Source organism: Sulfobacillus thermosulfidooxidans DSM 9293, assembly GCF_900176145.1.
GTDB lineage: Bacteria > Bacillota > Sulfobacillia > Sulfobacillales > Sulfobacillaceae > Sulfobacillus > Sulfobacillus thermosulfidooxidans.
Genome location: NZ_FWWY01000001.1, coordinates 3,063,425 through 3,090,351 on the forward strand (window position 1 = coordinate 3,063,425; position 26,927 = coordinate 3,090,351).

The 26,927-nt window shown below is 48.9% G+C and carries 24 protein-coding genes; 9 read left to right on the forward strand and 15 right to left on the reverse strand.

The genetic code is table 11. The annotated features are described in order from the left end of the window. Positions 1-91 precede the first annotated feature (91 nt). Both B8987_RS15170 and B8987_RS15175 read right to left on the reverse strand, forming a co-directional pair. A complete protein-coding gene (locus B8987_RS15170; RefSeq protein WP_084661683.1) occupies positions 92-1,387 on the reverse strand; it encodes an outer membrane protein assembly factor BamB family protein in 1,296 nt (431 codons plus the stop codon). A gap of 156 nt (positions 1,388-1,543) precedes the next feature. After that, positions 1,544-2,026 (reverse strand): GNAT family N-acetyltransferase, encoded by a 483-nt coding sequence (locus B8987_RS15175; RefSeq protein ID WP_020372991.1) that lies wholly within the window; start codon positions 2,024-2,026, stop codon positions 1,544-1,546. 244 nt (positions 2,027-2,270) lie between these two features. On the opposite strand from B8987_RS15175, the gene B8987_RS15180 reads away from it, so the two are divergent. After that, entirely contained in the window at positions 2,271-3,440 is a 1,170-nt protein-coding gene (locus B8987_RS15180; RefSeq protein WP_028963630.1) for an MFS transporter, read from the forward strand. A gap of 118 nt (positions 3,441-3,558) precedes the next feature. Further along, positions 3,559-4,431 (forward strand): MurR/RpiR family transcriptional regulator, encoded by an 873-nt coding sequence (locus B8987_RS15185; protein WP_020372989.1) that lies wholly within the window; start codon positions 3,559-3,561, stop codon positions 4,429-4,431. Between the two features lie 53 nt (positions 4,432-4,484). Here the strand turns inward: B8987_RS15185 and B8987_RS15190 are convergent, their stop codons facing one another. From B8987_RS15190 to B8987_RS15205, 4 genes are all read right to left on the reverse strand, one after another. Next, positions 4,485-5,837 (reverse strand): C1 family peptidase, encoded by a 1,353-nt coding sequence (locus B8987_RS15190; protein ID WP_020372988.1) that lies wholly within the window; start codon positions 5,835-5,837, stop codon positions 4,485-4,487. A gap of 91 nt (positions 5,838-5,928) precedes the next feature. Further along, positions 5,929-6,411 (reverse strand): flavin reductase family protein, encoded by a 483-nt coding sequence (locus B8987_RS15195; protein ID WP_020372987.1) that lies wholly within the window; start codon positions 6,409-6,411, stop codon positions 5,929-5,931. A 263-nt stretch (positions 6,412-6,674) separates the two neighbouring features. Continuing rightward, positions 6,675-7,034 carry a hypothetical protein gene (locus B8987_RS15200; protein WP_020372986.1) on the reverse strand — a complete coding sequence of 120 codons (360 nt, stop codon included), beginning with the start codon at positions 7,032-7,034 and terminating at the stop codon, positions 6,675-6,677. 473 nt (positions 7,035-7,507) lie between these two features. Next, positions 7,508-7,795: a hypothetical protein gene (locus B8987_RS15205; protein ID WP_084661684.1), complete on the reverse strand. Its 288-nt coding sequence runs from the start codon at positions 7,793-7,795 to the stop codon at positions 7,508-7,510. A gap of 740 nt (positions 7,796-8,535) precedes the next feature. On the opposite strand from B8987_RS15205, the gene B8987_RS15220 reads away from it, so the two are divergent. Continuing rightward, positions 8,536-9,792 (forward strand): MFS transporter, encoded by a 1,257-nt coding sequence (locus B8987_RS15220; RefSeq protein WP_084661686.1) that lies wholly within the window; start codon positions 8,536-8,538, stop codon positions 9,790-9,792. Positions 9,793-10,718: 926 nt separating this feature from the next. Beyond that, positions 10,719-10,850, forward strand: coding sequence for a hypothetical protein (locus B8987_RS15225; protein ID WP_242823920.1), 132 nt, complete (start codon positions 10,719-10,721; stop codon positions 10,848-10,850). 292 nt (positions 10,851-11,142) lie between these two features. Here B8987_RS15225 and B8987_RS15230 read toward each other — a convergent pair whose 3' ends face one another. From B8987_RS15230 to B8987_RS15240, 4 genes are all read right to left on the reverse strand, one after another. Further along, on the reverse strand, positions 11,143-11,493 hold the full coding sequence (locus tag B8987_RS15230; RefSeq protein WP_020374033.1) for a HepT-like ribonuclease domain-containing protein: 351 nt from the start codon (positions 11,491-11,493) through the stop codon (positions 11,143-11,145). Continuing rightward, a complete protein-coding gene (locus tag B8987_RS15235) occupies positions 11,480-11,809 on the reverse strand; it encodes a nucleotidyltransferase family protein (protein WP_020374034.1) in 330 nt (109 codons plus the stop codon). Before B8987_RS15235 ends, B8987_RS15230 begins: the two co-directional genes overlap by 14 nt. A gap of 274 nt (positions 11,810-12,083) precedes the next feature. Further along, positions 12,084-12,254: a hypothetical protein gene (locus tag B8987_RS19715; protein WP_157782340.1), complete on the reverse strand. Its 171-nt coding sequence runs from the start codon at positions 12,252-12,254 to the stop codon at positions 12,084-12,086. A gap of 13 nt (positions 12,255-12,267) precedes the next feature. Next, the gene (locus B8987_RS15240) at positions 12,268-14,034 is read right to left on the reverse strand and encodes a proton-conducting transporter transmembrane domain-containing protein (RefSeq protein WP_020374035.1); all 1,767 of its coding nucleotides are present in this window, start codon (positions 14,032-14,034) and stop codon (positions 12,268-12,270) included. A gap of 178 nt (positions 14,035-14,212) precedes the next feature. On the opposite strand from B8987_RS15240, the gene B8987_RS15245 reads away from it, so the two are divergent. Then, a complete protein-coding gene (locus tag B8987_RS15245; RefSeq protein ID WP_020374036.1) occupies positions 14,213-17,428 on the forward strand; it encodes a DUF2309 domain-containing protein in 3,216 nt (1,071 codons plus the stop codon). A gap of 269 nt (positions 17,429-17,697) precedes the next feature. Here the strand turns inward: B8987_RS15245 and B8987_RS15250 are convergent, their stop codons facing one another. After that, the gene (locus B8987_RS15250) at positions 17,698-18,024 is read right to left on the reverse strand and encodes a helix-turn-helix transcriptional regulator (RefSeq protein ID WP_020374037.1); all 327 of its coding nucleotides are present in this window, start codon (positions 18,022-18,024) and stop codon (positions 17,698-17,700) included. A 303-nt stretch (positions 18,025-18,327) separates the two neighbouring features. Here B8987_RS15250 and B8987_RS15255 point away from each other — a divergent pair, with 303 nt between their 5' ends. From B8987_RS15255 to msrA, 3 genes are all read left to right on the forward strand, one after another. Beyond that, positions 18,328-19,458 (forward strand): FAD-dependent oxidoreductase, encoded by a 1,131-nt coding sequence (locus B8987_RS15255; protein ID WP_020374038.1) that lies wholly within the window; start codon positions 18,328-18,330, stop codon positions 19,456-19,458. Positions 19,459-20,005: 547 nt separating this feature from the next. Beyond that, the gene (locus B8987_RS15260; protein WP_020374039.1) at positions 20,006-20,608 is read left to right on the forward strand and encodes a DUF4268 domain-containing protein; all 603 of its coding nucleotides are present in this window, start codon (positions 20,006-20,008) and stop codon (positions 20,606-20,608) included. Between the two features lie 114 nt (positions 20,609-20,722). Further along, positions 20,723-21,274, forward strand: a complete 552-nt coding sequence (gene msrA, locus B8987_RS15265) for a peptide-methionine (S)-S-oxide reductase MsrA (protein WP_020374040.1) — start codon at positions 20,723-20,725, stop codon at positions 21,272-21,274. Position 21,275: 1 nt separating this feature from the next. Here msrA and B8987_RS15270 read toward each other — a convergent pair whose 3' ends face one another. The 4 genes from B8987_RS15270 to B8987_RS15285 form a co-directional block, all read right to left on the reverse strand. Next, entirely contained in the window at positions 21,276-22,562 is a 1,287-nt protein-coding gene (locus B8987_RS15270) for a BaiN/RdsA family NAD(P)/FAD-dependent oxidoreductase (RefSeq protein WP_020374041.1), read from the reverse strand. Between the two features lie 167 nt (positions 22,563-22,729). Further along, positions 22,730-23,125 (reverse strand): hypothetical protein, encoded by a 396-nt coding sequence (locus B8987_RS15275; RefSeq protein ID WP_020374042.1) that lies wholly within the window; start codon positions 23,123-23,125, stop codon positions 22,730-22,732. Then, complete coding sequence (locus tag B8987_RS19440; protein ID WP_139793566.1) at positions 23,125-23,514, reverse strand: hypothetical protein; 390 nt, start codon at positions 23,512-23,514, stop codon at positions 23,125-23,127. Before B8987_RS19440 ends, B8987_RS15275 begins: the two co-directional genes overlap by 1 nt. Positions 23,515-23,650: 136 nt before the next feature. Continuing rightward, positions 23,651-24,208 (reverse strand): hypothetical protein, encoded by a 558-nt coding sequence (locus tag B8987_RS15285; protein WP_020374044.1) that lies wholly within the window; start codon positions 24,206-24,208, stop codon positions 23,651-23,653. Between the two features lie 256 nt (positions 24,209-24,464). Between B8987_RS15285 and B8987_RS15290 the strand changes: the two genes are divergently transcribed. After that, positions 24,465-26,564 carry an FUSC family protein gene (locus B8987_RS15290; RefSeq protein WP_020374045.1) on the forward strand — a complete coding sequence of 700 codons (2,100 nt, stop codon included), beginning with the start codon at positions 24,465-24,467 and terminating at the stop codon, positions 26,562-26,564. The last annotated feature ends 363 nt before the right edge of the window (positions 26,565-26,927 follow it).

Genomic DNA, 26,927 nt, shown 5'->3' on the forward strand with positions numbered 1-26,927 from the left:
TATTCATTATGCCATAAGAGCTAGGAACAGGGATCCCAACGGCAAAAAGGTGTCCCTGTTCCTGCGACCGTGATTATCATTATGGGGACCGTTATCGGATGGATGATAACGGAATGGCCATGAACTGACCTAAACGGGTGCCTGTAAAAATCGTTTGACCGACTAAGACCGGACTCGAAGGCATAAAAGGCCCTTTAAACTGCCGATAGCCTAATTGTTTTCCCGTCGAGGCATTAATTGCCCAAAATTTACCGGTGGTATCGCCCACATAGAGCACGCCATTGTAGGCAATCGGAGACTGCATCAGAGTTCCGGTCAAATGATCTTTCCACAACAACTGCCCTGTTTGCGCATTCAAGGCGTAGAGGACGTTATTGAGCGGACTGCCAACATAGACGGTATTGTTATAGACCAAAGGTGCCACTGTTTCATCTCGGGGACCGCCATGAGGTCCCTCAGGAATAGGACCGGTTCCTTCATCAAATTCCCACTCGATATGACCGTTTTGCGCATTAAAGGCGTAAAAAATTTCGTGAGGTTGTCCATTTCGGGCTACGACCACATCCGCATAAACGCTGTTCCCGTATACGGCAGGCGAGACATCATCGGACCCTCCTAGCGGGTGAGAAAAAGGATGCATCCATTGAATTTTGTGCGTTTGAATGTTCACGGCATACATCGCAAAAGGATGCGCTCCGCCGAAATACAAGAGATTGCCCGACAATTCAGGAGAGGACATGCTGACATAAGACCCGATGGGTAATCGCCATATGGTTTGGCCAGTGGTGGCATTTAAGGCCAATACTTCATCGCTTCCGTTGGCGATATATAACGTATTGTTTTTATAGACAAAGGTTGGCATATTTTCGCCAGCGGTCTTGCGTTCCCAAATGATTTGTCCAGTTTTTGCGCTGAGCGCATAGATCGCATTGGCACCATTGCCGCGGATAATATCCGTGCCATATTGGGGAACATGACTAATCGGATAATTATGATTACCTGAGCCCACGAAGACTTCGCCATGAACGACAATAGGGGTGGTCATAATTTGATTATTGACCGGTGTTTTCCAGATGGTTGCCCCTGTTTTCGCATCTAGAGCATACACCGCGGGATTTTGGCCGATCCCGCCAACATATACCGTTCCCCGCACGACGGCCGGTTGCATTAAGGGTTGAGAGAACTGTCGAATCCAATTGGCGGTGAAATGACTTTGGGGTGCGATAACGGCATTATGTGTGCCGCCCAGTCCATAACTTGTCCAGTCTAATGCTCCAATTTGGGTATCTGCCACCGTGGGCCATCCGGGTTGTCCGGCAAAAAGTCCACACCCAGCTAATACGCTTGTACCCACAATACCTAGAGCCAATAAGCGTAGAGACTTCATGTACACGATCCTTTTTTTTGTTTTTCTGATACCGGGACAGTTTCATCAAAAATTCATCAAAAATTCATTTTTGATTATATAGGGTTTTGCGCGTTACAATCTGAAGATTTCCTGAATATCACGGCTAAAATCCAAAAACTTTTGCCTGCTAATGACTTAGCCGTCATGTTTCTGATGATTGAGCGTGATTTCCATAAACCGAGCGCCGAAAACGGGATTAGAATAATAGGCCGGAATATCGTGAAATCCCAACGAGAGATAAAGATGAATGGCAGCTGTCATAGACGGTACGGTATCAAGGCGCATCACATTATAGCCGTCATTCTTAGCGATGGTCATCATTCTTGAAATTAACTGTCGGGCTACGCCCTGTTGGCGATATGCGGGGCGTACAAAGAGCCGTTTCATTTCACAAGTCTTTGGCGCCCGCTGACGATAAGCCACGCACCCTAACGCAGCAGTGTTTTCCAGCGCTAATATGGCCACGCCGTAGGGTCGGCCGTACATACAGGAAAGATTGGTAATTTCAGTCGAAAAGTTTTGGAATTCCAAAGAAAAATCTAGCGTGCTGGCATACTCTTCGAGAAGTTCCCGGAACAATTGCCATTCGCCTGGTGTACAGACTTCTTTGATAATCATAAAAAGTCGTTATCCTTTCATTGCCATCATCGTGTCCATCGTCAACGTCTTGGTCATGGTTAGGGATGATGGTTCATAAGCAAGCGGTCATGGTTGTAGAATGGCGTTGGAAAATGCTGCGCGTCCGTTAAACAACATAACAAATAACCAAACATAATTTTAGAATACTAGCATCCAGACTTGATTGAAATAAAAAGTTCAGTATACTGATAATGACAGTAAAAAGAGGAAAGAAGGCGGTCCCATGGTGACCACAGGGGCGATGGCCGTACCAAGTCGAAAACGCGGCGTTTGGAAAACCGGTTTTTTTACGTTTGCCCATTTTTTAAACGATTCTTATCCCAATTTATATCCTGCGTTGCTACCGATTTTGATGGTGGCTATGCACTTCTCTGTCGCATTAGCGGGACTTTTAAGTTCGATTGCTGCATTGACCACGCAGCTGTTACAACCTGTGATGGGCTTATGGGCGGACCGGGTGGGTACTCGGTATTTCGTGGTTGGGGGACTCATGGTGGGCAGCATCGTCTCGGCGGCAGCCTTAGCGTTTTCGCCTTCCTACGCAATTTTTGTGATGGCATTGCTAGTAGCAGGACTGGGTAATGCGGCATTTCATCCGCACGCGTCAGCGTTGGTCGGGGAATTAGCCAAATCGCGCAAAGGCCTCGGTATGAGTTTCTTTATGATCGGGGGAAACTTCGGGCGGGCTTTAGCCCCTATTGCTGCGACTACCGCCTTTTTGTACTGGGGCCGGCATGGGCTATGGATTCTGGCGATACCTGGGGTGGTTATGGCGGGAGTCATGTGGTGGGTTATGCGTCCTGCTCCTCGTCCTCAAAGCCGAGCCGTGCACATTTGGACACCGGCGTTTCGACAAGGATTAAAGCACTCAGGAAACTTGTTGGTGGTGGTCATGTTAAGAAATTTGGCCAGCATGGCGACGGTGACCTTGGTTCCCATTTTGTGGCACTCCCTACATCGTTCCTTGAGTGAAGCGGCGGCCCTCTTATCCGTCCTGTTTATAGTGGGGAGCCTCGGAAATATGACAGGTGGTGCCATTTCCGACCGCATTGGAGCCAAACCCGTCCTTATTGGATCAGCCGTGGCGTCGACGATCTTTCTGCTGTGGTTTTTGCATGCACAAGGAATATGGATTTGGATTACGATAGGTCTTCTCGGATTTGCCTTGTATTCGACCGGTTCTGTAGTCATGGTGGCGGGGCAATCCCTGTTTCCGGATAATAAAGGCATGGCGTCAGGACTCACCTTAGGTGTGGGCAATACCTTAGGGGCACTGGCTGTCGGCGTGATAGGCATTTTAGCAAAACACACGAGTACGGAGATCGCTCTCAATACCACGGCATTGTTACTGTTGCTGAGTATCCCTTTTAGTATTCGCTTGCGAGCGATATGAAAATTGGCAGCAAATTTTGCGGGAAATTGATGCGCAGTGATTGCTGCTATGGAGGTTGCTCTCTATAATAAATGCGGATGAATTACGGCATTGACAAACACATTTAGGAGACAACATCGTGCGGACAAAGGCTATCACCTTGGAAACATTCCATGCGCAAGTAGCAGCGGCAGCACAAACATCATCAATTAACCAACAGATTGCGGAGTACGTCTCAGAACATTACCGGGAAGCCTCATTTATGACAGCGAGTGAACTGGCGCATGCCATTGGTGTGAGCCAAGCATCCATCACTCGCTTTAGTGTCGCCATGGGATTCTCAGGATTTACGGACTTTGTACGCACGTTGCAAGGGCTGGTTCGGGAAGAATGGCATACGCCAGAACGTGCCGTCTATGTCCATTCCGAATGGGCAGGCCAAAAAGATTTATTAGTGGAACAGGAAATTCAAAATTTGGAAGGCCTTCCTGATCTCATGGCCGATAGTCATGTCGCAGCGATGGCGAAAGCCATTGCCTCGGCGAAACGGGTCATTCTGGCTGGAGCCCGTGCATCGTCCACGATTATTCCCTATGCCGCCTATTTCTTGAGTAAGGTCAAAGACGGTGTGGAAATGGCGACTCCGAATACACCTGTTTGGGAGACGTTTGGTCTCGATCCGGATCCGGATTCGCTGGTGGTCGCATGGGTTTTTCCACGGTATCCTTTATCGTTAGTGACATGGTTGGAACGCTTGCGGCGGCAAAATATTCAAGTGGCTGCGTTTACCGATCGGTGGGTGTCGCCAGCGGTTCACTTGGCCGATCCTGTGGTCGTGGTTCCCGTGGCCAGTGCCTCGTTATTTGATTCTTATGCCGCGCCGTTTGTTCTTATTAACTACATTATTCGTCAGGTTGCAGCGTTGACCCCGGGACTACAACAACGTCTCGAAGCTTTGGAAGCCCGCGATCAAGCTAATCATGCGTTTTGGAACCGCCCCAATTCGAAATAAGGAAGAAAGAGGGAGCCGTAGCGATTTGCTACGGCTTCACGAAGTTGTTACGCTTAATAAGCTAGCGAACCCATCGGATCCCATGGCGGTAATACAATCGGATCGTCATGTAGTGCTCCGCGCAGTTCGTCTGATAAGTATTTTTTGTGAACGACCACTTGATAAAGGTATTCATCAAACCACGTATCACTCATGACAAAAAATCCTTGATTGCCCGGTTCCGTTCCCCAGCTGTTTTCCACTTTCCAGCGGTTCGGTTTGCCCTCCAAAAGATTCACGCCGGTTAGTACCATGGCATGGGTCATTTGACTTTCTCCATATTCCAGCCGCGTTCCCTTGTCCATGGTGAAAGGCACCCCTAAAGTAAGATCGTAATCAAATAGGGCCGGATCCATAATCCCCGTTGTCCGGTCAGACATCTTGCCCACGTCACAGCCAAACCATACGGGTTCATCGTCAAGTATTTGCGCTTTGGCAGCCTCTTTCAGTACGGAAATTTCCACATTGAGATAGCGAACGGGGCGCCCTCCTTTGACATTGCCTAAGAATTGGACCGTATACGTCCGCCCAAACGGCTTATCCGCCGTTGGAGCGTGAATCAAGCTGACATACTGGTCAAGATCAATGCCAATATACTTGTCGTAAAAGGCCTGGGGCGTCACATTCACGTCTTGATGAAATTGATTGTCCTCGTCACGGTATTCAAAGGTGAACTTTTGGGGAGGCTCTCCTAAGAAATGCACAAGCATTTGATAGATATCCGCGACCATTTGCATTTTGCGTTCAGAGAGTTGAGAACTGTCTTCCCCTGTCCGGTATTTTTCCCGCAGGATAAAAGCGTCTTCCCTGAGTTTAAGGGTTAATAAACGGTTCATGAGCATGGACTGGCTACTATGGAACGTTTCCGGCATGATATATTTGGGCACGACCCCGTATTTCTGAATCAGGTTGACCAACATATCCCATTGGCCACCATCTTGTACCGGAGCTTGGAGCAGCCATGCCATAAGACGGCCATCCGTGGGCTCGTCTAATGTTTCTAAGATATTCTCCAAAAAGTAATTCGCTTTTTCTAATTTATCCCAGAACATCAAATAAGTTTGGGAGATTTCAAATTCTTTAATTTTATTTTGTCGCATTAACGGGATACGTAGGGTGTTTAAGGCAGCAAAAATCCAACAGCGCCCACTTTGACGCTGATGGGTGATGGGCCCAGATGAAATTTCGTGGGAAAAGGTAAAGGGGATCTCAGTGATATGTTGTGTATTGAGGGCGGCCGCTTGAATGCCATGTTGTTGGATGGCATTAGCTACACGCGTGCGTAATGGATTCTTATGATAACGCTCTGAAAAAGTTTCAAGCCACTCACGGGTAATGGTTGGGTGGTGCTCGGTGTCGAGTTTCATAATCGGTGCGCCCTCCTTTGGGGTGAAATGGGAACCTGTTGGTGTCCGAAAGATAAAGAATAACAGGTCCGAGTTGTTGTCGGACCTGTTGTTAACCGCCGTAAAACCAGCCGGTGTCACGCATCATGAGCGGAATAGCGTCAGCTTGCCGGACGCCGGCATCTGTAACCTCCGCCACATAAACCGTGTGATCGCCTCCGGGCACGGTAGCTGTGACTTTTGCTTCAAACCATGCAGGGCATTCGGTTAACAACGGATACTGATAGTCGGGTGAAAATTCGAAGGGATGGCCATTTAATTGACCACCATCGAGCTGGGTGGGACGGAAAAAATCTGAGGCAATATTTTTTTGATCCTGTGCCAGTACACTAATCGCAAATTTTTGGGTTTTTTCAATTAATGTGTGCAAATGGCTATCTTTCTTGACCCCAACCATAATAAGCGGCGGAGTAAATGAGGCTTGAGACAACCAGTTGACAGTGCCTGCAGCTAATTCCTCACCATCCTTCACCGCGAGAATATAAAGACCATAGGTAATCATGCGTAGACTTTTCTTTTTCGCTTCTTGGTCCATGAATCATAACCCCTCCTATAGTGTAGCGGTGATTCATTACCATTCATAGCATATCGAACAAAATTTGGCCATTTTTCTAATACGCAGCGAAGAAAAAGGTTTGGAGGCTAAGACGGTTCAATTGCCTTAAAGTTGGTCTAAGCGAGGAAAAGTGAGGGACAAACGACAAAGGTTAAAACGCTTCGCCCTAGTGAGAGGGCGGTGGCAAGCAAAGAAGATACGAAGGGAAAAATGCTCTCTCATATCGTCTGCTTGTGACCGCGTTAGGCAGCATTTTCAGTAAAATCTTGTTTTCGATGATGAGACAGCCGTAGCGATTGCCAAAGGGCAACACTAATCACATCAATGCCCGCCATTACTGTCACAATTGTCATCGAGGGAGAACGCACAAAACCAATGTATAACGGGGACACCATCCATAAAGCTCCGAGTGCCGCACGCCAGAGGCTTCGGGACATCAAAGGCTTTTTGTCCATAATGGCCATAATGCTTAAAACAGTGATAGCGGCTGATATGACAAGACCTAAAATCACATAAGACAAGAGATGCAAAGGATCCATAGCCAAAACATCAAACCCAATCACCGCTCCAAACACGATAAGACCGATATTACACCAACGCATAATTCTCACCCCCTTATTTTTCTTTCATCTTTTAATCCTTTCACTCTTTATAGTATAGCGCGTTATTAAACCTCTGTGGATAAAAGTTCCATAAATTTAAATAGAAGTTTTTAGTGTGTCGGTATTTTGGACCGGCACACTTACTGGGGCAGTGTATGACACTTGAGGGTTTTGGCTGTTAAGAGGGCAAGGAGCTGCCGGATTTCATGCACCCACCGTCGGGCTGTTCATTCGTCGCACAACGCGTGATCCATCCAACCTCCGGGAAACTGAATCGCCTTAGAGGCAGTTGTTGAGAGCACCAATGACCTTCGTTTCGCAGTATGGAATGTCGGCATATAAAGTAAAGGCTTTTGCGAAACAACTGCAGGCTGATCGATACTGTTGTTGCGCAAGCGCAATGTTTCCTAACCCCATGGTCACGTGAGCACGAAGAATTCTATCCGTCGTTAGCCTTTCGACGAAACGCCACTTTACTTCCGCTTCGTCGTATCGTCCCGCCACAGTGCCACGCCTAAGTTGTACGCCGCAGCGGCCCATGCCCTTGATGTGTGCCTTGGCAATCCTATAACAACTTCTAGGGCCGACACAGCACGCGCTGGCCGGTTTAACTTAAGATACTGCTTGCCTAGCATGGCCACGGTATCAATTTCGAGGTCCAACCATTCCTCTTTGAGTGCACGCTTCACGATTGCTCGACCAATCCAGGTAGCCCGTTGCGGTTGATTTTGTTGCCACGCCGCATGGGCAAGTACAAACACAGCTCGGCCGTCATACGCTGGTACCGTGCCCTAGACAGTTCAATTAATCGACGGACAATGCGTTTTACACAAGCAAACGGGGGAGCGGAGCGATTTAGTAATCCATAACAAATTGTAACAGCTTCCCTGGGTTCCGTTGTACGGTCCAAATAGAGATCATCCCATACACCAACAGGAAGGCCAAGCCCGGTGGCAAGGGTATCAAGAACCGAAACCGAAGGACACATTCGGTCATGTTCGATGGCATTTATGGTGGACGTGGACACGAATCGGTGGACGGCCCTCATGGGGCGGTTACGTTCTAACCGCGCCGCCCCCACCGTAGTAGCCAGCGTGATTTTCTGCTGTTTCATTTTTCACCATGGTGGGAATGGCGCGCCTCCCAACATTATATTTTCGCTTCTCCGTAGAGCGGGTAAGATTGCATCGTTACCCCCTTGTTTCGTGTTCCCACTGCCTCTAATTTTATATGTATCGGGAAATAACGACAGCCTTTCTTCTTGAGTTCTTCTGTCGCGAAGGGACGAGGAATTTGACCGGATTTTATTCTCCCCAATTCGAACAACTCCTTGAGGCTGCCCGAAATACCGTCCGTGAAGAAGCAAGCCGTTTAGTTTACGCTAAGAATGAGTCATATCCCGTCATAGGGTCCGAAGCATTGGTTGGAATAACCCAAAATAGCGTTGGATTTCGTCACAAAACGCGGACGGGATGATTATCGTGGCAAGGGGACGATGGGCATGAAAACGCCAACCCTGTGGTTAGGCATGTGGTATGGGATATCAGGCGTGAGCGACGGTCTTTTCACGACCGTCGCGCTATGGGCCATTCAGCGAACCGGTACGAGTCCGTGGCTCATAACGTTGTCGGGACTGAGTCTCGTTGCTCCCCGGTTCGTCTTGATGTACCTCGGTAAGCTGATTGATCGGTCCGGTCCCGCCCCGGCATTCGTTGTTCTAAATGGATTGGGACTCTTGACGATCGGGGCCACCATCCTGTTCAGTCAACATCCTGTGGTCGTCAAAGGATTGGTGCTGGGAGCTCTATTTTTGATTACCACGCTATGGCAAGAAGTCCGACTGACGGGTAAGGCCATCGTGGCAGCGGAAGCCAGTTCAGCGCAAAAGGTCAAACTCAACGGACGATTGTTTGCGGTACAGAATGGGTGTTTTCTTGCCGGATTCGGAATCGCGGCGGTGCTATTCCTGTACCGCGACTGGTTTCACGCCGCCATGGTCATCGAGCTTGGGCTTCTTCTTTTGGGACTTTTCAACCTCATACCCATTTTACAAGCGCCCGCGTTGCGGCGCTCTGCCCAAACCCCTCCGTCAGGATCGTCTCCGAATCTCCGATATTTTTTCGATACGCTGAAACGGTTATGGCGCATCCCGCCGGTGCGATGGGTCCTCATCTTGGCGTTGCTCGCTAACATGAGTCTTGCGCCGCTAGCGGTTGGGTTGCCGACCCTCGTGCGATCTCGTATCGGGGCCTATGGGACTCTCTACAGCCTGATCAGTGCGGCTCGACCCGTCGGCAACATCATTGCAGTGCTGGGATCCGAATTGGGGGCCCATTACAGCGCCCTTTTGGGATCAGCTGCGGGGGGGATTGTAATGGGAGTGGGCTACGGATTTCTCGGCTTTCTGACACGCGGTGCGTTCTTCGCGGCGGGAGTCGGCCTGCTTCTGGCTGGGTTGGGGAACTTTTTCGTGGAGGCTTATCTCACAGCGTATTGGCAAGCCCAGGCCCCCGCCTCGAGTCGCGCTCAATTTTTAGGCAGCTTGATGTTATTGTTTGCCATCGCTCACCCGGTGGGGTTGCTGCTGTATGGGGTGTTGGGATCGTCCATTACGGTATCCCAACTCTTTTTGATTGGTGGCATGGGCGAAGTCGTTTTCGGGTTAGGGGTGCTGTTGTTGGGGGTGAGGGTTCGTCGATCTCAGCCGCTTCAACCCGAATCCGACGAGATGTCTAGTTCCGGATCCGAGAAGTTTTAGCAAAGGGGCGAAGAGATGCCTCGCCGTCAGGATTGGCGGTGAATGCCCTCGTGAGTCGGCGAGTTTCGGGCACTCCTGCTTTCGTCTTGTTCTAAATCAATGGGATTACCCACTACTCGAGCAACAGGACACTTCTAGTTGACCCCTTCGGGGTCAGCGCCTTGTCTCTTCGCCCTTAACGGCGTCATTTGGTGGATGGTCAGGCGGCTAATCAAGGGGTTTGTGTATTACGGAACGAAAAGGGCAATCTTTTAAGCCCCTTAAGAAGACGAGACAATCGCGATCTCTCCTGGTAGGGTCATGATCAGTTCAGAAGAGAGAGTGTGTACGATGCATCACACCTATTCATCGGAATTCAAGCAACAGATTGTTCAAGAAGCTCAAGACACGCAAAATGCGCCATGAGTTGCTCGTCGCCATCCACTCAGCCCGTCGATGGTGCGTCGTGGGGTGCGTGAGGCTGTCAAAGCAGCGCACCATCCCCACGATCTCATGAGTCTGGTAGACGAAAATGAACGGTTAAAACAATGACTCGGGGAAAAAGATCTGCCGATGGCTATGCTTCACGATCGGCTGCAAAAAAGGGATCCGTCCGTGACAGCATGGTGTGAAGACGTGATGGACTCTATTAAGTCCCCAAATGCTTCTAGACATCCCCTCCGTGATGCGATACGATTCCATGCAATTATCGTCGCCGAAAATTCTGGCATCATTTCCATCATGAAAGGATGTGAAACCACGGGAGAGACAACGGGCCCCAATTTGTGGCTCAGCGGTGGGCGGGGTGTCAGGTCTTAGGAATAACTCACGAACGCATTCCGGTGGCGACTCCCAACAAGAATGCGCACATCGAATCCTGACACAGTCTGCTCGAAGGGGAATGTTGGCGGAATCAGGTCTTTCAGACCTTGGCGGAGGCGTATACGGTGACCGCCGAGTGGATCCGTTTTTACAATGAACGCCGCATGCATGGGAGTTTGCAGAATTGGGCTCCCGCTGTGTATTATGCACAGTGCCAAACGGGCACCGCACCACCAATGCACCCGGTGCGGTGTTAAGGAGCCAGCCCGAGACGGGCTCGTCGCTTCACTCTTGACCGCGGGTTTTGCCTGGAGGCCGAGGTGGTCCCAAGCGCTGCGGAGAAGCGGCCTAGCGCGCTTGGGACGTCCGGCTCGCCGGGCGGTCTCCTCGACGCGGGGAGCGAAGCGGAGAAATGTCCCCTGACTGGATTGGAATTTTTAACCAAAGCATCGATATCCAGTCAAATGTCATGTGAACAGGACTATTGTCTAGAAATTGGGGGTTAAACCGATTGACATAGATCCACTACGAGTAGTGGACGAGAAGAGATTAGCTGTTGCGCACCTCTGATATAAGCTTCTGGAGTGGTGCATGAATGTGGGGAATGTCCTCGGTGGCTGTCGTCCATACCATATCGATGTCGACTTCGTCGTACCCATGTATGAGCAGGTTGCGCATGCTTTTCATGACATTCCATGGCAGATTAGGATGAGCACGAAGAAATTCCGCCGTCAGCCGCCCCGTCGCTTCCCCGATAATTTCAAGCTGGCGTATGACGGCGCTTTGCCGGATTTCATCATCCAAAAATTTTTGGTACGAGATTCTTTCCGTCCAGCGCCTGATACGTTGGACCGCTTCCTCGATATGAGTCAACGCGCTGAAATTGTCACGTTTCGGCATAAATCACCCGCCGTGTCGAAAGAATTTCGTCCCGCAACACGGGATAGAGTCGTTGCTTGTTGGAGACATCGACGCGCCGGCCCAATAGTTCTTCCAAGTCTACCACCAAACGTCCCACGTCAAACAGCGATCGGATGGGTGACGTGGGTTCCACGTCATAGAGCACGTCGATGTCACTCTGAGACGTAAAATCGTCCCGTAATACCGAACCGAAAAGCGCCAATTCCCGAATCCCATAGCGACGGCAAAGGATTGTCAACCTGTTAGGATCGATTGAGATCGGCAAGTGTTCAGGAATATCCACGCGCGGCGGCATATCACATCCCCCTTCCTCATGGCGTATGTTCGATAAACCAAGATGTGCATGTTTTTTTCAGACTATTGACTGAAATGGCTTGCTGGCCCATTAACAGTCTGCGAGTGGCATCAATATGGCATCCAGGTTTTTTAGAATATAGCGAATGATTCCGTTTTTTTTGTTCTCTCATTTTAACGTTCTTCTTATTGCGCATCATGTGTTATCTTTCCGATCTTGTCAACCATCGAATACGGCTATTGTAGGCGGAAGGATGGGAACGTATACCAACGTGTTACAAACTGGCAGACGTGGCGGGAATCGAACCCGGATTGTGGGTCTGGATGGCCGTTAGACGACGGGAAACGGGGCAGTTCGGTCCATATTCCGGTAAAGAAGACAACTCTGGTAGACGTGGCGCTAACACCTCCCATAGAATTGTAGCTTCAGCCTGAGCTGTGCGCATGCGTTCTTCGTTGTTATCGGGATTTGAGCCCTGATATCTGATCGGTTCCTTCTTGGGACTCCGTATGGGCACTGGACCCGGATGTGCCGAAGGAGGCTGGCGAGAGTGTTAATGACCGTCGACCAAGATGCGGGGCAAGACGTAAAGATATTCTTCCTGTGAACAATCGAAATTGGTGACTCATTTCATTGATATACCACTGATTAGCGGCAAAAACATATAAGGTCTTTTTGAGTTCGTCAATTTGGGAGGCGAGGGCATTTTGGCTCGAGCGCTGGGATAAAGGGAGTTTGAGAGCTAATGAGCTTAGGATGAGAATGGCTATCATGAGGGCCAGCATGCCATAACCGCCCGGCCATCCAAAATGGGAAGGCGATGCAATTGTCGATGAAAGAAAACGGTGAAAAGCGTTGACGGCGCTCAGATAGGCTGTTACAACCAAAGCTAATAGCAAGGAAAGCGCGAGCGTCTGTTTCCAGGAACGGCTGAAGCGAAAAATACTCAGGCTCGCTTGGGTAATAGCTGCCCAAGCAAATAATAACAAAATGCCTTGTCGCTGCCAGTCGATAATGGCTTGCCCGGTAATGTGAGAAATACCGTAAAACACGATGGCGGGAAAGATTAAACCTAGTGTCCAAATAGGCCATGATAAGGGACGCATTGGCGTATTTGAATGGGGATGGGACACTTTACCCGAGCCTAAGAACATCGTGGCTTTGAAGATTCCATGACTTACCAAATGGAAAATGACAAAGGCGTACGCGGCCAGTCCGGCTTCCATGACCATAAACCCCATTTGTCCTATCGTAGAAAACACGAGACTCCGTTTGATGTCGTTTTGGGTTAACATCACACTGGTTCCATAAAAGGCCGTCACAAAACCCACAAAAAAGATAATAGACATGACCGGAGAGACGAGGACAAACATTGGGCTCAAGCGCGCCAGCAAATATCCGCCCATATTCACAACCCCTGCATGCATCAAAGCGGACACCGGTGTCGGAGCCTCCAGAGTGTCCACAAGCCAAGCATGTAAAGGAAATTGAACCGTGCGCGCCATAATTCCGCCGAATATTAACAGGGTAGACAGGGTCAAAAGAACGGTAGGAGGAAGGGATAATAAGTGCACCGGATGAACCCGGGAAGAGTCTACGAGGTGAAAGAGTTGAGGCTCATTGACCGTATTATAGGTTAACGCGATGACTAGCACACCGATCCCGAAAGCCACGTCGCCGAGCAAGTACGTTGCCATCATGCGGCGTGTTGCCCGGCACGAGAACCAAGGGCGCGAACAGTTTAACGAGACGAGATAGATGACCGACAGCCCGGTGAGCACCCAAAAACCATAAAGCATGACAAGATTATTGGCCATAACCAACATCACCGTCGTCAAGGTGGTTAAGGTTAGAGCCGGAATAAACCGGTGAACGTAGGGCTCGCCCCGCATATAACGCAAGGCATAGATATGCACAAGCGTGCTGACGAAGGTTACCAACAAGAGCATGACTGCTGTCAACCGATCGACGTAAAATCCCAATGGCAACAGCAAAAACCGACCTAGAGAAACAGATGCGTTAAGGGTGACCGGGGCTTTAATGGTCCCCAGCAAAACGGCACATGATAGGGTGAATGAGAGGACAACGGCAGCGATGGCTATGGAAGACCGCTTGAAATCCGAGGGTGCCACAACCAGACGCAGGATGGCAAAAGCCACTAATAAAGGAACGGGAATCATCAACGCTAGAATATGGGTCCATTGCCACAGGGTATCAAAAACCAAAATGCCACCATCTCCTTGACCTTAAGGTAAGACCGGAAGACCGTAAGACCGGATGTTATCGGTACTTGCCTCACGTGATGCTGCTTCGTTATAATAATCACGATTTATTATTCACGACATAAACTTCATATGTCAATGCTTTTTCACGAAATAGGCTGGGCCACCATAGGGCAACAAGATGGCAAACCAGGTCAGGAAAGGTGGGTCTAAAATCAAGACCATAACGAGGGACGAATTCCAAGCTAATATTCCTCAGCACATTGGCCCTATGGTCGATGAGGCGGCGAAAATCCTTGCACCGTTGTGGCCGATTCGCACGTTTATTGCCCGTAATCCCTTAATGGGTTTGGATGACCGACCGTTTCATGAGGCGGTTCATCAGGGATACGAACTTTTAGGACGGCGAGGTTATCTGTCTGAGCAGCAATTTGTGGAATTTTATCACGCTGGACGCATTACAGATGATGACCTCGACCGCGCCTTAGAAGCGTGGCACCATCGGCTGTCCCAAGAATCACGACATGAGGCCAATACACCATGGATAGCGACCATGGGACTTCGGGAATGGATGCGCCGATTGTTTTTCATTCTCAGCAATCAATATGTCCCCGTTTCGTATTCTTCATTCCTAGAGACTCTACCTGTTACGTTTCCGGGTTCCGCTACAGGTCGCAACCCTCAGCCCCTTGAGGGAGAACACGATAATGTTCTTTGGACGGTGCTTGTGGAAAAGCTCTCCCGAACTGCCTCTTTTTTGCAAGACATGGCAAAAGAGAACGGGGAGGACGGGTCCCATCATCATTTTGGAGGGCGAGAATGGAATGCGTTCTTTGCCCAAATCGTTGAAGACGACGTCCATCAAATTGGGCCTCGAATGACTCTTGGCGAATGGTGCGAGAGCTTGCTTGACACGGATACGGTGGAACAAATTAACGCGCAAATCATCAAGTGGTCTGCAGCATTTTTGGATGAGGGTCAGGCAGCCTGGCCCATGCCCGGCCGAGAGAAGGGATTTTATCTAGCGTGGAAGGACTTGGCTGCTCGCGATCTTTGGGGGCGGACTGTTGGAATTCGTGATTTTTCACAAAAAATTCAGCAGTTGCCGGACCAAGCCGAGAAAGCTTTGATCACCCTTTTAATGCAAATGGGGATTCCCTCTGAACACTGGACAGTTTATTTAGCCCGTCATTTGGGTCAGTTGCCTGGGTGGGCGAGCTTTATTAAATGGCGTGCTAACCAATCCGACTATGTCTGGCAAACGAAGTATCCGGCCAATCTTGTGGAATATTTAGTGATTCGCCTGTTTTATGAAGCGGTCTTGGTCGAGACCCTCTGTGTTGAGACCTGGGGTATAAAAGGATCTCTTTCTGGTATCAAGGATTTTTTTCAAAAACATGCTGCCGAATATTATGTCCGCCGGGAATATCGACGCGAAGGGACAAGATGGATTGCATCGCCTTCTTTGAAGCGTCTATTGATCCAACACTGCAAAGAGACAGATCGGCGTAGTAAGAAAACACCGGAGCACGAATGGCAATTCCTGGCGATGGGAATTTACCGTGAACAATTCATTTATGAGCAATTCCGGCAGGTGGAACAGGTGTTTCGGGTAGTCAAGGATCTACATTTGGACCTTGACCAGATAAAGAAATTATCAACGAACGAGCTAGATCAACTGCTTTCGTGGATTCAGCTCTTTAACCATGAGACCCGGGCCCAAATATGGCTTGAAGCCTATGAAGAGCATTTTCGATATCATCTATTACAAAGATTACCCCCAACGTCGAGCACGGTTCGACAGGGGTCGAAGGATCGCCCTATGGCCCATGTCGTGTTTTGTATCGATGTGCGCTCTGAAGGATTTCGCCGTCATCTCGAAGAGACGGGAGAGTATGAAACGCTGGGGACTGCGGGATTTTTTGGCGTGCCCATCCGCTTTCGTCCGTTTTCAAAAGATGAGGTGCGCCATCTTTATCCGCCTTTGTTGTCATCGAATACCCTGATTGTCGAAGAACCACAACCTGGTCAGGTTAAGTCTGTCGATCGGCATATGAACTTTATCTGGGGCAAGCAGTGGCTAGAACGTCTCACGACGGTGTTGAAGTACAATTTGATGGCCCCGTTCACATTTATCGAGGCCAGCGGATGGACGTGGGGAGTTAAAGCCGTTAGCAAAACATTATGGCCTCGGGCTACCGTTCAAATGCGCGATTGGCTTGGACAACGGATAAATCCACCCGTAAAAACTCTTCTGAACCTCGGGCAGGGTCGAGAAGATGGTCATCATCTGTCAACGGCTCCCGGTATGCACCTGGGTTTTTCCCTGGAGGAACAAGCACAAATGGTCCGCAATGCCCTGAGCGTGATGGGAATGACCCGGAATTTTAGCCGTCTGGTCTTATTTATGGGGCATGGCAGTCATTCGGAAAATAACCCCTATGCTAGTGCCCTGAATTGTGGTGCAGTCGGCGGACATCATGGCGGGAATAATGCTAGGGCTCTAGCCACCATGGCCAATAATCCAGATGTCCGCCGCTTGCTCAAACAGCAAGGTCTTGTGATACCGGATGATACGCTATTTCTGGCGGGAGAGCATAATACGACCACCGATGAGGTCACTCTTTATGATCAAGACGCGGTGCCCCACTCCCATCGTCAAGAATTTGACCGGTTACGCTGGGCGTTACATCAGGCGGGAGTACAAAACGCGCGAGAACGGTGTTTAACGCTGCCAGGCGCGTCGAGCCGACGAGATGGTTCCCGCGCTGTGCAAACCGTTCAATACCTGAGTGAAAATTGGGCAGAGACGCAGCCCGAATGGGGATTAGCGGGTAATGCGGCCATGATTATTGGGCGGCGGGCACTCACCGAAGACATCGATTTGGATGGGCGAGTATTTTTGCAATCCTATGATTTCGAAGAGGATGCTGAAGGACAATCGCTGGAGGCTATCATGACGGGTCCTATGATTGTCGCATATTGGATCAATATGGAATATTACTTTTCGACCTGTCACAATCCCGGATATGGCAGTGGCAGCAAAGTCACTCAAAATGTTGTGGGGCTCGTGGGCGTCATGCAAGGAAGTCAGAGTGATCTGCAAACCGGTCTGCCCCGACAATCGGTGATGGATGGATCTCAGTTACGTCATGAACCTATGCGTCTTTTTGTGATTATCGAATCCCCTCATTCCCGGGTTGCAGCGGTTCTTCGCCGCCAGGCGTTAGTGGAACGCCTGGTCGTGAATGAATGGCTCTATCTAGTCGCTCGAGATCCTGTTGATGGTCACTATTGGCGCATTCGAAATAGTGGGCAATACGAGAAGCTAGATGTTGAGGTTCTGCATGGAAAGGACGAAGGCAAGACAGTTACAGACGTATGCTCAGCTGAGTAAAGGACCGGGTTTGTCCCTGGATTATAAGACGCCGCTCTTCTGATGCTCACGGTTCTTTTAGTTCGGTATCGTAAAGAGTTCGCTGAATGGGGGCCTTGTGGTCGACTATAGAAGATTTTCCAGCGAACTCTCATAATCCCTAGTCATTTGCCATTACCTGGGGGCACCTTCTCGGTCGATGATAAACCCAGGATGTGACCCGCCCCTCGTGCATGGCCTAGGGATTGGGAACACTCGTTGCTGCCGTCATGCTAGATCACGCATTTGGTCTATTCTTTCCGGGGCGTATAATGCAAAGGCAGTTCGTGACCATTTTCGGATAGAGCTAAGATTGCCAAAAGATCTTTAACGGCCCGTCCGCGCTGCGCAGGATGGCGCATGGGCAGTTCGGGATGAATTTCATAACGATTTCGTCGGCCGTCCCGAAACCGACTGATATAGCCGGCCTCTTCCAAATCGTCGAGAATCCTTTGCACCGCCCGCTCCGTGATGCCGACAATCGTGGCAATTTCTCTTGCCGTCAACGCTTTCTTGTCATTACGCGCCAAACACAAGAGAACCTGAGAATGGTTGGTGAGAAACGTCCAGTCTGACATAACGCCTTCCTCCATGTCTTCTGAAATGACGACATTAATTTCATGATAAACTAAAATCCCTTTGGGCGCCCAGAGATATTCCGCCTGTCATCGTGTTTCTTTTGGTACAGCTCCGGTTTCAAGGAGCAACTCGCAGTCTAACCATTGTTTTAGGACGGAAATCTCGAAGAGGCAACCCGCGTTGTCTTACGATTTCATGGATGGTAGAGTAGGCGGGAGGACATGCTTTCGGTAACGTTAAAGGTTGGGGTTAGAACCAGACCGATGACGGAGAACAACAAATGTCGCACAGGGTGAACTCTCATGAAAATGATCAAAGGATTTGATGTGGCGGTCATCGGATCCGGAATTATCGGCCTTTTTGCTGCGTATTGGGCTCGACAAAAAGGACTGCACGTTATTGTGTTTGATCAGCATCATCCTCCGCACCGTTACGGCTCATCTCACGGTCTGAACCGCGCCATCGAATATATCTACCAGGAACCTAGTCAACAGTACTTGCCATGGATACAAAGAACATGGGAATTATGGCGGTCCATGCATCAGACATTTGCTCCATTAGATCTGCTTGCTGTGACGGGGGCTGTGACAATTTTGGTTGAAACCGATCCCCGAATTGCTCAACTACAAACATGGGCTGAGAATTTGGATGTTCCCTTTAAAATTTTGGGGCCCGCTTCTCTCCGCTCACGGTTTTCTCAGTTATCGATTTCCCGTCATGTGATCGGCATTGAGGAACCCAGTGCGGCAATGATCGCGGTAGAACCTTTCATAAGATCCATGATAGCCTGGGGCCAGGAACACAATATCCCATGGCATTTTAATGAGAAGGTGCTAGCTGTCAAAGCGCATCCTGATCATGTTACCATTAAGACCGCGGACACTGATTATACGGCCGCCCGAGCGATTGTGACACCAGGACCATGGCTGTCCCAATGGGGCTTGAATATTCCCATCACCCTGTCTCGCCAGCTTATGTTATGGGTTCCTAAAAGCTCATTACCTCTTTCCTCAATGGTCAACATCGACCTTTTAGAAGATATCCGCATCGCATTTTTTCCGGAGCCCCAGGAACGGTGGGGAACCAAAATTATTGCTGATGTCCCGCTGACAGCAGGTGAGAAGACCTGTAGTGCCATATCCGTGGAGGATATCTTGACGGTGAATGATCAAATTAGACCGATTTGGTCCGGAATTGACCGGGCTCCCTTGATACATCATGAGCCGTGTATTATGAGCATGACGCCGGATCAAAATTTTTACATTGATTATTGGCCGGGGAGTAAACACATCGTTATAGGAGCAGGATTTTCAGGACGGGGTTTTAAATATGCGCCGTTAGTCGGGCAATGGCTTGTCAATATGGTGATGCAAGAGCCAATAGAAGATGACTTGTCTTTGTTTCGTATCAACCGCATCGACAATCTATCTTAGTTTATAGAGAAAAATTCATGAAGCCATAATGGAAACATTATGGCTTCTCACATTTTGAAACAAATATCCTAAGAATATATTAAGAATAATGAAGACAATGAACAAACATTATTGGAAGTCAATAAGTGAGATGATTCTAACCAGTTACTAGCAATGGTGAAGCATAAGAATGTCGAACATTAGCAATCATGGGTAGGACTGTAACACGTCTCATAAATGGGACCTCCCTTAACGCGGATCTGATCGGACGTTTTTGATCGTTGGGCTAGGAGTCATCAATTATTCATGGATGAATTTATGATTGGTGAGTTTTGAATGGACAAGGAATACGACCTGCGTATCCTTGAGCATAGTGCCGGGAAAAGAATGCGGATGTTGCAATAAGTTCTTGCTAGAACAATAAATCATGACAATGATTGGGCAATATAAACAGAAAAATGATAACCATGATAGATACAATTAAGATAGAATTAATATAAAATTATGTCATAAATAAATGAGTAGTATATTTTATAACATCACAGGTCGACAAGGAAAGAGAGAGGATATGGCAGGTTATTTAAAGCGATATGCACGTTTGCAACAGACAGAGGATCAAGAAGAGATAGTCATTGGTCTTCCCAAAGTGCTCGCGCACCAATTTCGAGTCTATCTTAGCCAGCTCAACTTATCGATGGATGAAGCGGTGCAATATTTGATTGAAGAGGAATTGCGCGATCATTCCTCGCCGGAATCCCGCGCGGAAAGATATAAGGAATTTTGGGCGGCTGTGATTCGCGATATGGGCATTGAGCGTACCCCCCTTTCCCAGTCATGGTATAGTTTCGCTTCCGGACATAAAGGCATTAGCTATACCCTATCCTTTGGACGCGATGGCCGGATTCGGATCGAATTGTCGATTGACACGGGGGATAAAGTCGCTAATCACCGGATATTTGACGCTTTAAAGGCCCAACGTCACGAGATCGAACAGCATTTTCCACGGGCCTTGACCTGGGATGATCATGACCACCGACGGTCATGCCGAATTGCCCTGTACCGTCCTGGGCGGATTCACGATGATAATCTTGAGGAATTACGAGCGTGGTTTATTCGGGGATTATCCCTGTTTCAAGAGGTCTTTTCGCCTCTCCTCCAAGCAGTGGTCTAGGATTATCGGGATATCGCTCACATTGAATGCCTTGGGCATTCTCAGGGCAATTATTGCTAAGTCGCCATGATATACTCAAAAGCACAAGACCTCATAAAGAGAGGAGCGGTGTGAATGGCAGCAGGTGATATGCAACAGGTGAGCCTCGCGACTTTTGCGGGGGGATGCTTTTGGTGTATGGTACATCCGTTTGATCAAATGCCCGGGGTGCTGGAAGTCGTATCGGGTTATACAGGGGGCACCACAGAAAATCCTACTTATGAAGAAGTGTGTTCAGGGACCACGGGTCACTATGAAGCTGTGCAAATTACGTTTGATCCGCGTCAAATCACATACGAGCAACTCTTAGAAGTATTTTGGCGCCAAATTGATCCCATGGATAGTCAAGGTCAGTTTTACGATCGTGGTCCGTCCTACCGTCCAGCCATTTTTTACCACGATTTACAGCAGCGTGCGTTAGCCGAGCAATCCAAAGCCCGTTTGAATGCGAGTGGGCGGTTTCCCGCTCCCATTGTTGTTCCCATTCTACCGGCTGGAAAATTTTATCCCGCTGAAGATTATCATCAAGATTTTTATCAAACCCACCCCGAACATTATCAACGCTACCGCCAAGCGTCAGGGCGAGATATTTTCTTAGCGCAATTTTGGGGGCAATCATCCAAGTAAGTTATGACAACACGGTGTCTGGGGAATGGGCAAACAACGCAGCATGTTGACCCGCCACGTAGCCCGTGGAAAAAGCGACAGTAATATTGTAACCTCCGGTGTGGGCATGGACGTCAATCACTTCTCCAGCAAAATAGAGTCCGCGACATCGTTTAGAGGCCATTGTGCGAGGATCGATATCTTTTATGGACACACCCCCACCGGTGACGGTGGCTTTTTCTAAGGGCAAGGTGCCTGTTATGGTGATGGGAAAGTTCTTGATGGTTTGCACCAGAGTGTGAATTTGGGCGTTGGATAATTGCGCGACCGGAAGCGAGCTGGAAATTTCTGCGCTTTCCAACAAAACCTCGGTTAATCTCTCCGGCCAGCTCTGGTTCATAATCGTCTTCACCTGCCGCTTGGGGACCTGATTTCTGGCCTGATAAAATGCCGTCATGAGGCTATTGGCAAGCTTATGAGGTGCTAAATCAATCCATGCTGTCAAAGCGGTGTGCGGATTGTGGCGCAACGCCGTGGACACATAATGACTGAGCCGTAACGCTACCGGCCCGGTCAATCCAAAATGACTAAAGAGTAAATCCCCAGATTCGGTGGTTAAGGTTTTTCTGTGGTCCGTGAGACGCACAGTAACATTTTGTAAAGATAAGCCTTGCAGTCGCCTTTGTGTAATAATGGTGGCATTACTGGTGAGAGGAACTTCGGTGGGATATGGATCGACAATGTGGTGTCCTAAAGCACGGGCCCAAGGATAAGCGTCGCCCGTGCTACCCGTAGCGGGAACGCTGGCACCACCAGTGGCCACGACCACTGCTTTGGCTAATAGAACCGAACCGGAAACTAACTCAATTCCGTCAATCCTTCCGTCTTGAACCCGTAACCCTTTGACAGGACTGTCTTGGAGTATTTCGACACCCGCCGTTAACAGCTGGTCGATTAGAGCCTTTACGACAGTGGAGGCCTTATTGGAGCGGGGAAAGACGCGTCCTCGGTCTTCTTCTTTTAAGGCAATGCCAAGGTTTTCAAAAAATTGGATAATCTCACGATTACCGAATTGCGACAAGGCGGAATACATAAATCGGCCGTTTCCCGGAATGTTTTTTATCAGTTCATCCAAGGGCTTGGCGTTGGTGACATTACAGCGCCCTCCACCCGATATGGCTAATTTGCGTCCGAGCTTGTGCCCTTTTTCCACCAATAGAGTCTTGGCCCCAGCGTTTTGGGCCGTGATTGCTGCCATTAACCCACTCGGACCGCCACCAATCACAATGACATCATACCGTGTGCTCAATGAATCCCCTGTCTCCTGATATATCTGCTTGGCGAAGTCAATCATTGTTTGACTATATCATGATGCTACCAAAGGGTAAAGAACGCCGACATCTAAGACCGAATCTTTGACAATGGACGGCGGGGCACAGCGGTCGTATCTTGTTTAAAGGGTGTAGCGCATGGAGGTTATGGATGAGACGAGAGGAGGGGATGGGAAAGAGGAATAAACCATCCTTCGATGCCCCCGTGTTGGCCATTGATATAGATGTCATAATGTACGTGATGCAAACCCCAGGGATTTTTGACGGTACCCGTGATGGTGATTAGCCAGTCCCGATGCCAAGGGGCTTGCGCCGGGTTATCTTCTCCGGAAATTTGGGTCCATACCACCTGGTAACCACTGTGGCTAATATGCTGAAAATCAGGTCGGACGATGGTGAGAACCGTGTGATAAAGAGGTTGAATCGGAACGCGCATGACGTACTCATTATAGTAAAAATTATTCAAAAGCCAACTCAATCCTCCGACGATGGCTAGGACTATCGCCATTCCCCACCATCTATGCTGTCTTTGGGGTAACATTAGTGCCCGTCCTTTGAATGCCTTTGGATCGCAGTGAGAGACGATGGGATAATGCTGATCAAGGCGTGATCGACGTGTGGAGACTGGCCGTTAACAAAAACCGTGATATCATAGGTTGCATAACACCGTCCCTGTGTGCCGACACACCAAAATCCTTGCATTTCGTAGTCGCGATGAAAATATCCGTGGTAATTGACCCAGGTAATCGTCCAATGCGTTAATACGGTACCCGGACGTGACAGTCCCATCCAACGCTTCCCGATGCGCTGGGCTATTGCAGGCGAGATCGTGATTCGGTAGCAAAACCAGTATCCACTAGCCGTAACGAGAGCCAAGAATCCCATTGTCATCCAGACGATGAGTCTTGCCGTTGAAGAATTGTGTGACATGTTCAAAGACCTCTCCTCTAGGGTGATTTTGATTGTCCAATCACGGCAATCAGTGCGTCACAACAATTATCATCTTTCCCTTATCATCTTTCCCTTTGCTTCTGTGTCTGTGTCTCATGACCCCAAGGGACTGGGTTCAAGAGGCTAATATCATGACTCCGAAAATGAGTACCAGTATTATGAGTTGGAGGCGCATAAAGGTTAAGACGTGCTGATGTAAGGTGGTAATGGTCTGAGAGTTTACCGATGGTTGTTGGCATAACTGTAGGATTTTTTGATTGACCGGGCGAATTTTAAAAAAACCAATTACGAACATCACGACTAGTAAAAAACCCAGTCCAACAAAGTCAGGATTCTTAAGGGATGCCAAGGTTCTATTCGTATTGCTGTTCAGCGCGACGCCACTTAGCACGGTTAGGAAGGCAACCGATGGATTAAAAGTCATCATGCGCGGCAAAAACCACCGAAAAAAAGAGGCTTGGGCGGCCAAGGGTGTTTGTAAGAAGCCTGGGATAAGAAAGAGGGTAACGAACGTGTCGGTTCCGAGCCAGAGACTCGCAAACAGCACATGGAGATAGAACAGACCTATGGATAATCGCAGAGTCCATAGCCAGATGATGACAAGCACGACCACCAGTCCGAACCCGCGATATACATTTTGTGGAGTTTGCCAGAACCATAATTTCCTGTCCATTATCTTTAGGCCCTTTTCCGCTTAAAAAGATTTTGACCGGTAAGAACTTGGTGAATTCATATGATGAAAATCCATCCCTACTAACTATGATAAGCGATTTCTTAATGCTGTCGCTGGGTCATTAACCGATAATCGATTGGTCTAAAGCGTGTGTTTTTTTGTGTTTATCCTTGGACCGTTCAATGGTCAATCCAGTCAGTATATGCTGTTATCCGGTTCTGGTATCATACAGGGAAATGACACAGGAGATTCCAATGTGAACACGCTCGATACCAAACGTATTTTAAGCAATTTGGCGACGCATGATCCGGCCCAGTTGCACCTCTCGGCAGGATTTCGCAACGCCCTAGGCATTGCCTTGCCGCTTCTTGTCGGGACCCTGACAGGCCATGTTTCAACGGCCGTTGTGATGGCTGTGGGGGCTTTGGTTTCCGGTCTGGCCGGTTTATCCGGCACGATCCGTCAAAAATTGCGGACGATGACTTTTGCGGTATTATGGATTGGCCTAGCGTCGTTCTTGGGGAGTGTTATGGCCCATTCCCTTCTGGGCATCATGATCGTGACCATGGCTAGCGGATTTCTTGCGGGCATGATGGTCGCACTGTCTCCTCAGGCCACACAAGTGGGAACTTTAGCGACGATTGGATTAGTGATTTTTTCAGGATTTCCGGCCACGCCTTATTTTGCGGGGATTCAGACGTTACTCGTGATCGCCGGCGGCCTATTGCAACTGATACTGATGATAACACTAGCGCTGATTGTGCCTAAGAGCACCGAAACGGACAGTGTGGTGGCCGTCATCAAGGCGCTGACAGACTATATTCAACATCCCACTCGGCAATATGATTTAACCTTATCCTATGCCCTAGCCATGGCCGAGGGACAAGTGAGTGACTCCCTGATTTCGCCGCGTTACCGACAATATTTATGGGATGTGCTGCGCCGCATACAACACATCCGTTTATTGTTTGTGGATCAAATTTTGGAGACTAAAGTCCGAGACGGGACTGTGGCTCTTCCTATGGCGCCGATTAACGTGGAAAGCGTGATCTCAGGTCTTCACAATGTGGCACAAGAACTTCGCCGCAAATCCCAAAATCACCGACTCAATCGACCTACCTTGAGAAATAATATCCTAGGCCCAAGGCGACTTTTCCACTCATCCTCTTCTCAGAGCCTAATACCGTCCCATCCCTTATCCAATCAAGACAATGTGACGCAAGCTGTGGACGAACTGGTGGCATTGGCTAAATGGCCAGCGGATCATATTCTTGAGGATGACAGTATCGTTCTTGATGTGCCTGTTGAGCCGATTGTTGAACCCATTTTGGCGATGGTGACCACGTTGAAAGCCAACCTGACGGGGCATTCAGCGGCATTTCGTCATGCTCTAAGAATGGCGGTGATTTTGGGGTTTGCTGTGTGGCTTTATGGAACATTGGCATTGCCACGGGGATACTGGGTACCGTTGACCACATTAGTCATTCTGAAACCTGATTTCTTTTCAACCGTTGTGCGGGGAGTTGCGCGAGTTTTAGGGACGATTGCCGGCGTCGTGCTGGCTAGTGGTTTAATCGCGTTGCCCTTTCATCCGCTTCTTTTGACTCTCAGCGTTTTAGTGGTGTTGGCTGTGGGATTATACGCGGTTTTTTCCTACAACTATACATTGTTTAGTGCCTTTATGACGGCGGAGATTGTCGTGTTATTGTCATTTTTTGATCACTTATCTCCTCTCAAAACGGTGCAGGAACGGGTCATCGACACGCTTATGGGCACGGCATTGGCTTTAGCTTCGTATTTACTATGGCCCCGCTGGCAAAGAACGTCAGTGCCCACAGCAATTGCTGACCTCGTTCAAAGTCAGCGCCTCTATTTTCAATTCTTAATTATGCATTGTGACAGTAATATTTTAACGTTGGACCAAACGGCTTTTTATCGGTTGCAAATACAGCTGGCGCGCACCAATGCGCTATCGTCTTTGAATCATGTTTTAAGTCGGCGAGATAAAAGACCGGTCGATGTTGAGGCCGCCTCAGGTCTATTGACGGCGCTGCACCGATTTGGCGAGGCGCTGCAGGTCTTTCATACATACTGTGTGCAAAAATCGTTACGTGTACCAAATAACACGAACCAGGCGGGACAGTTAATAGCCATGATGGAGTCTTTCGTGGAAATGCTAGAAGTCATCGAACAGACCTTACGGACCGATCCAAAACACATTCCAACGACACTGGTAAAACGCTATCTTGAACAACAACCCGCCCGGGTCACTAACACTTGGGAAGCCCACGAAGCCATGGTGGCCCAGGCACTGTACGCTCCTATTGGTACCATGATTCGCATGTTTCCATTATAAGAACGGGAGATAGAATACGAGAATTTCCTGTATTTTTCAGCATCAAAAGCAAGACGACTGACGTCGAAATATGGCATAATAATTCTACAATTATCAATACAGATGCCTATTTCATGGGCAAAGGAGAACGCTTACGACATACCGAGGAAATTTTCGTCAAATTATTTATGTCTTAGAACGACGACTTTTACAGTTTGCGTCAAAAAATATTTCGCAGGCGCAATTGATTATGCGACAATATTTGTTGTGGCGGTGGTATTGCCGTTTGGTTTTTCCGCAAACGCTGGGTCAACTAACCCTGGTGTCTCGCTAACCTTTCTTAGAAAATTATGTTTGACCATGTGTTTTGCGACACACGCCAAG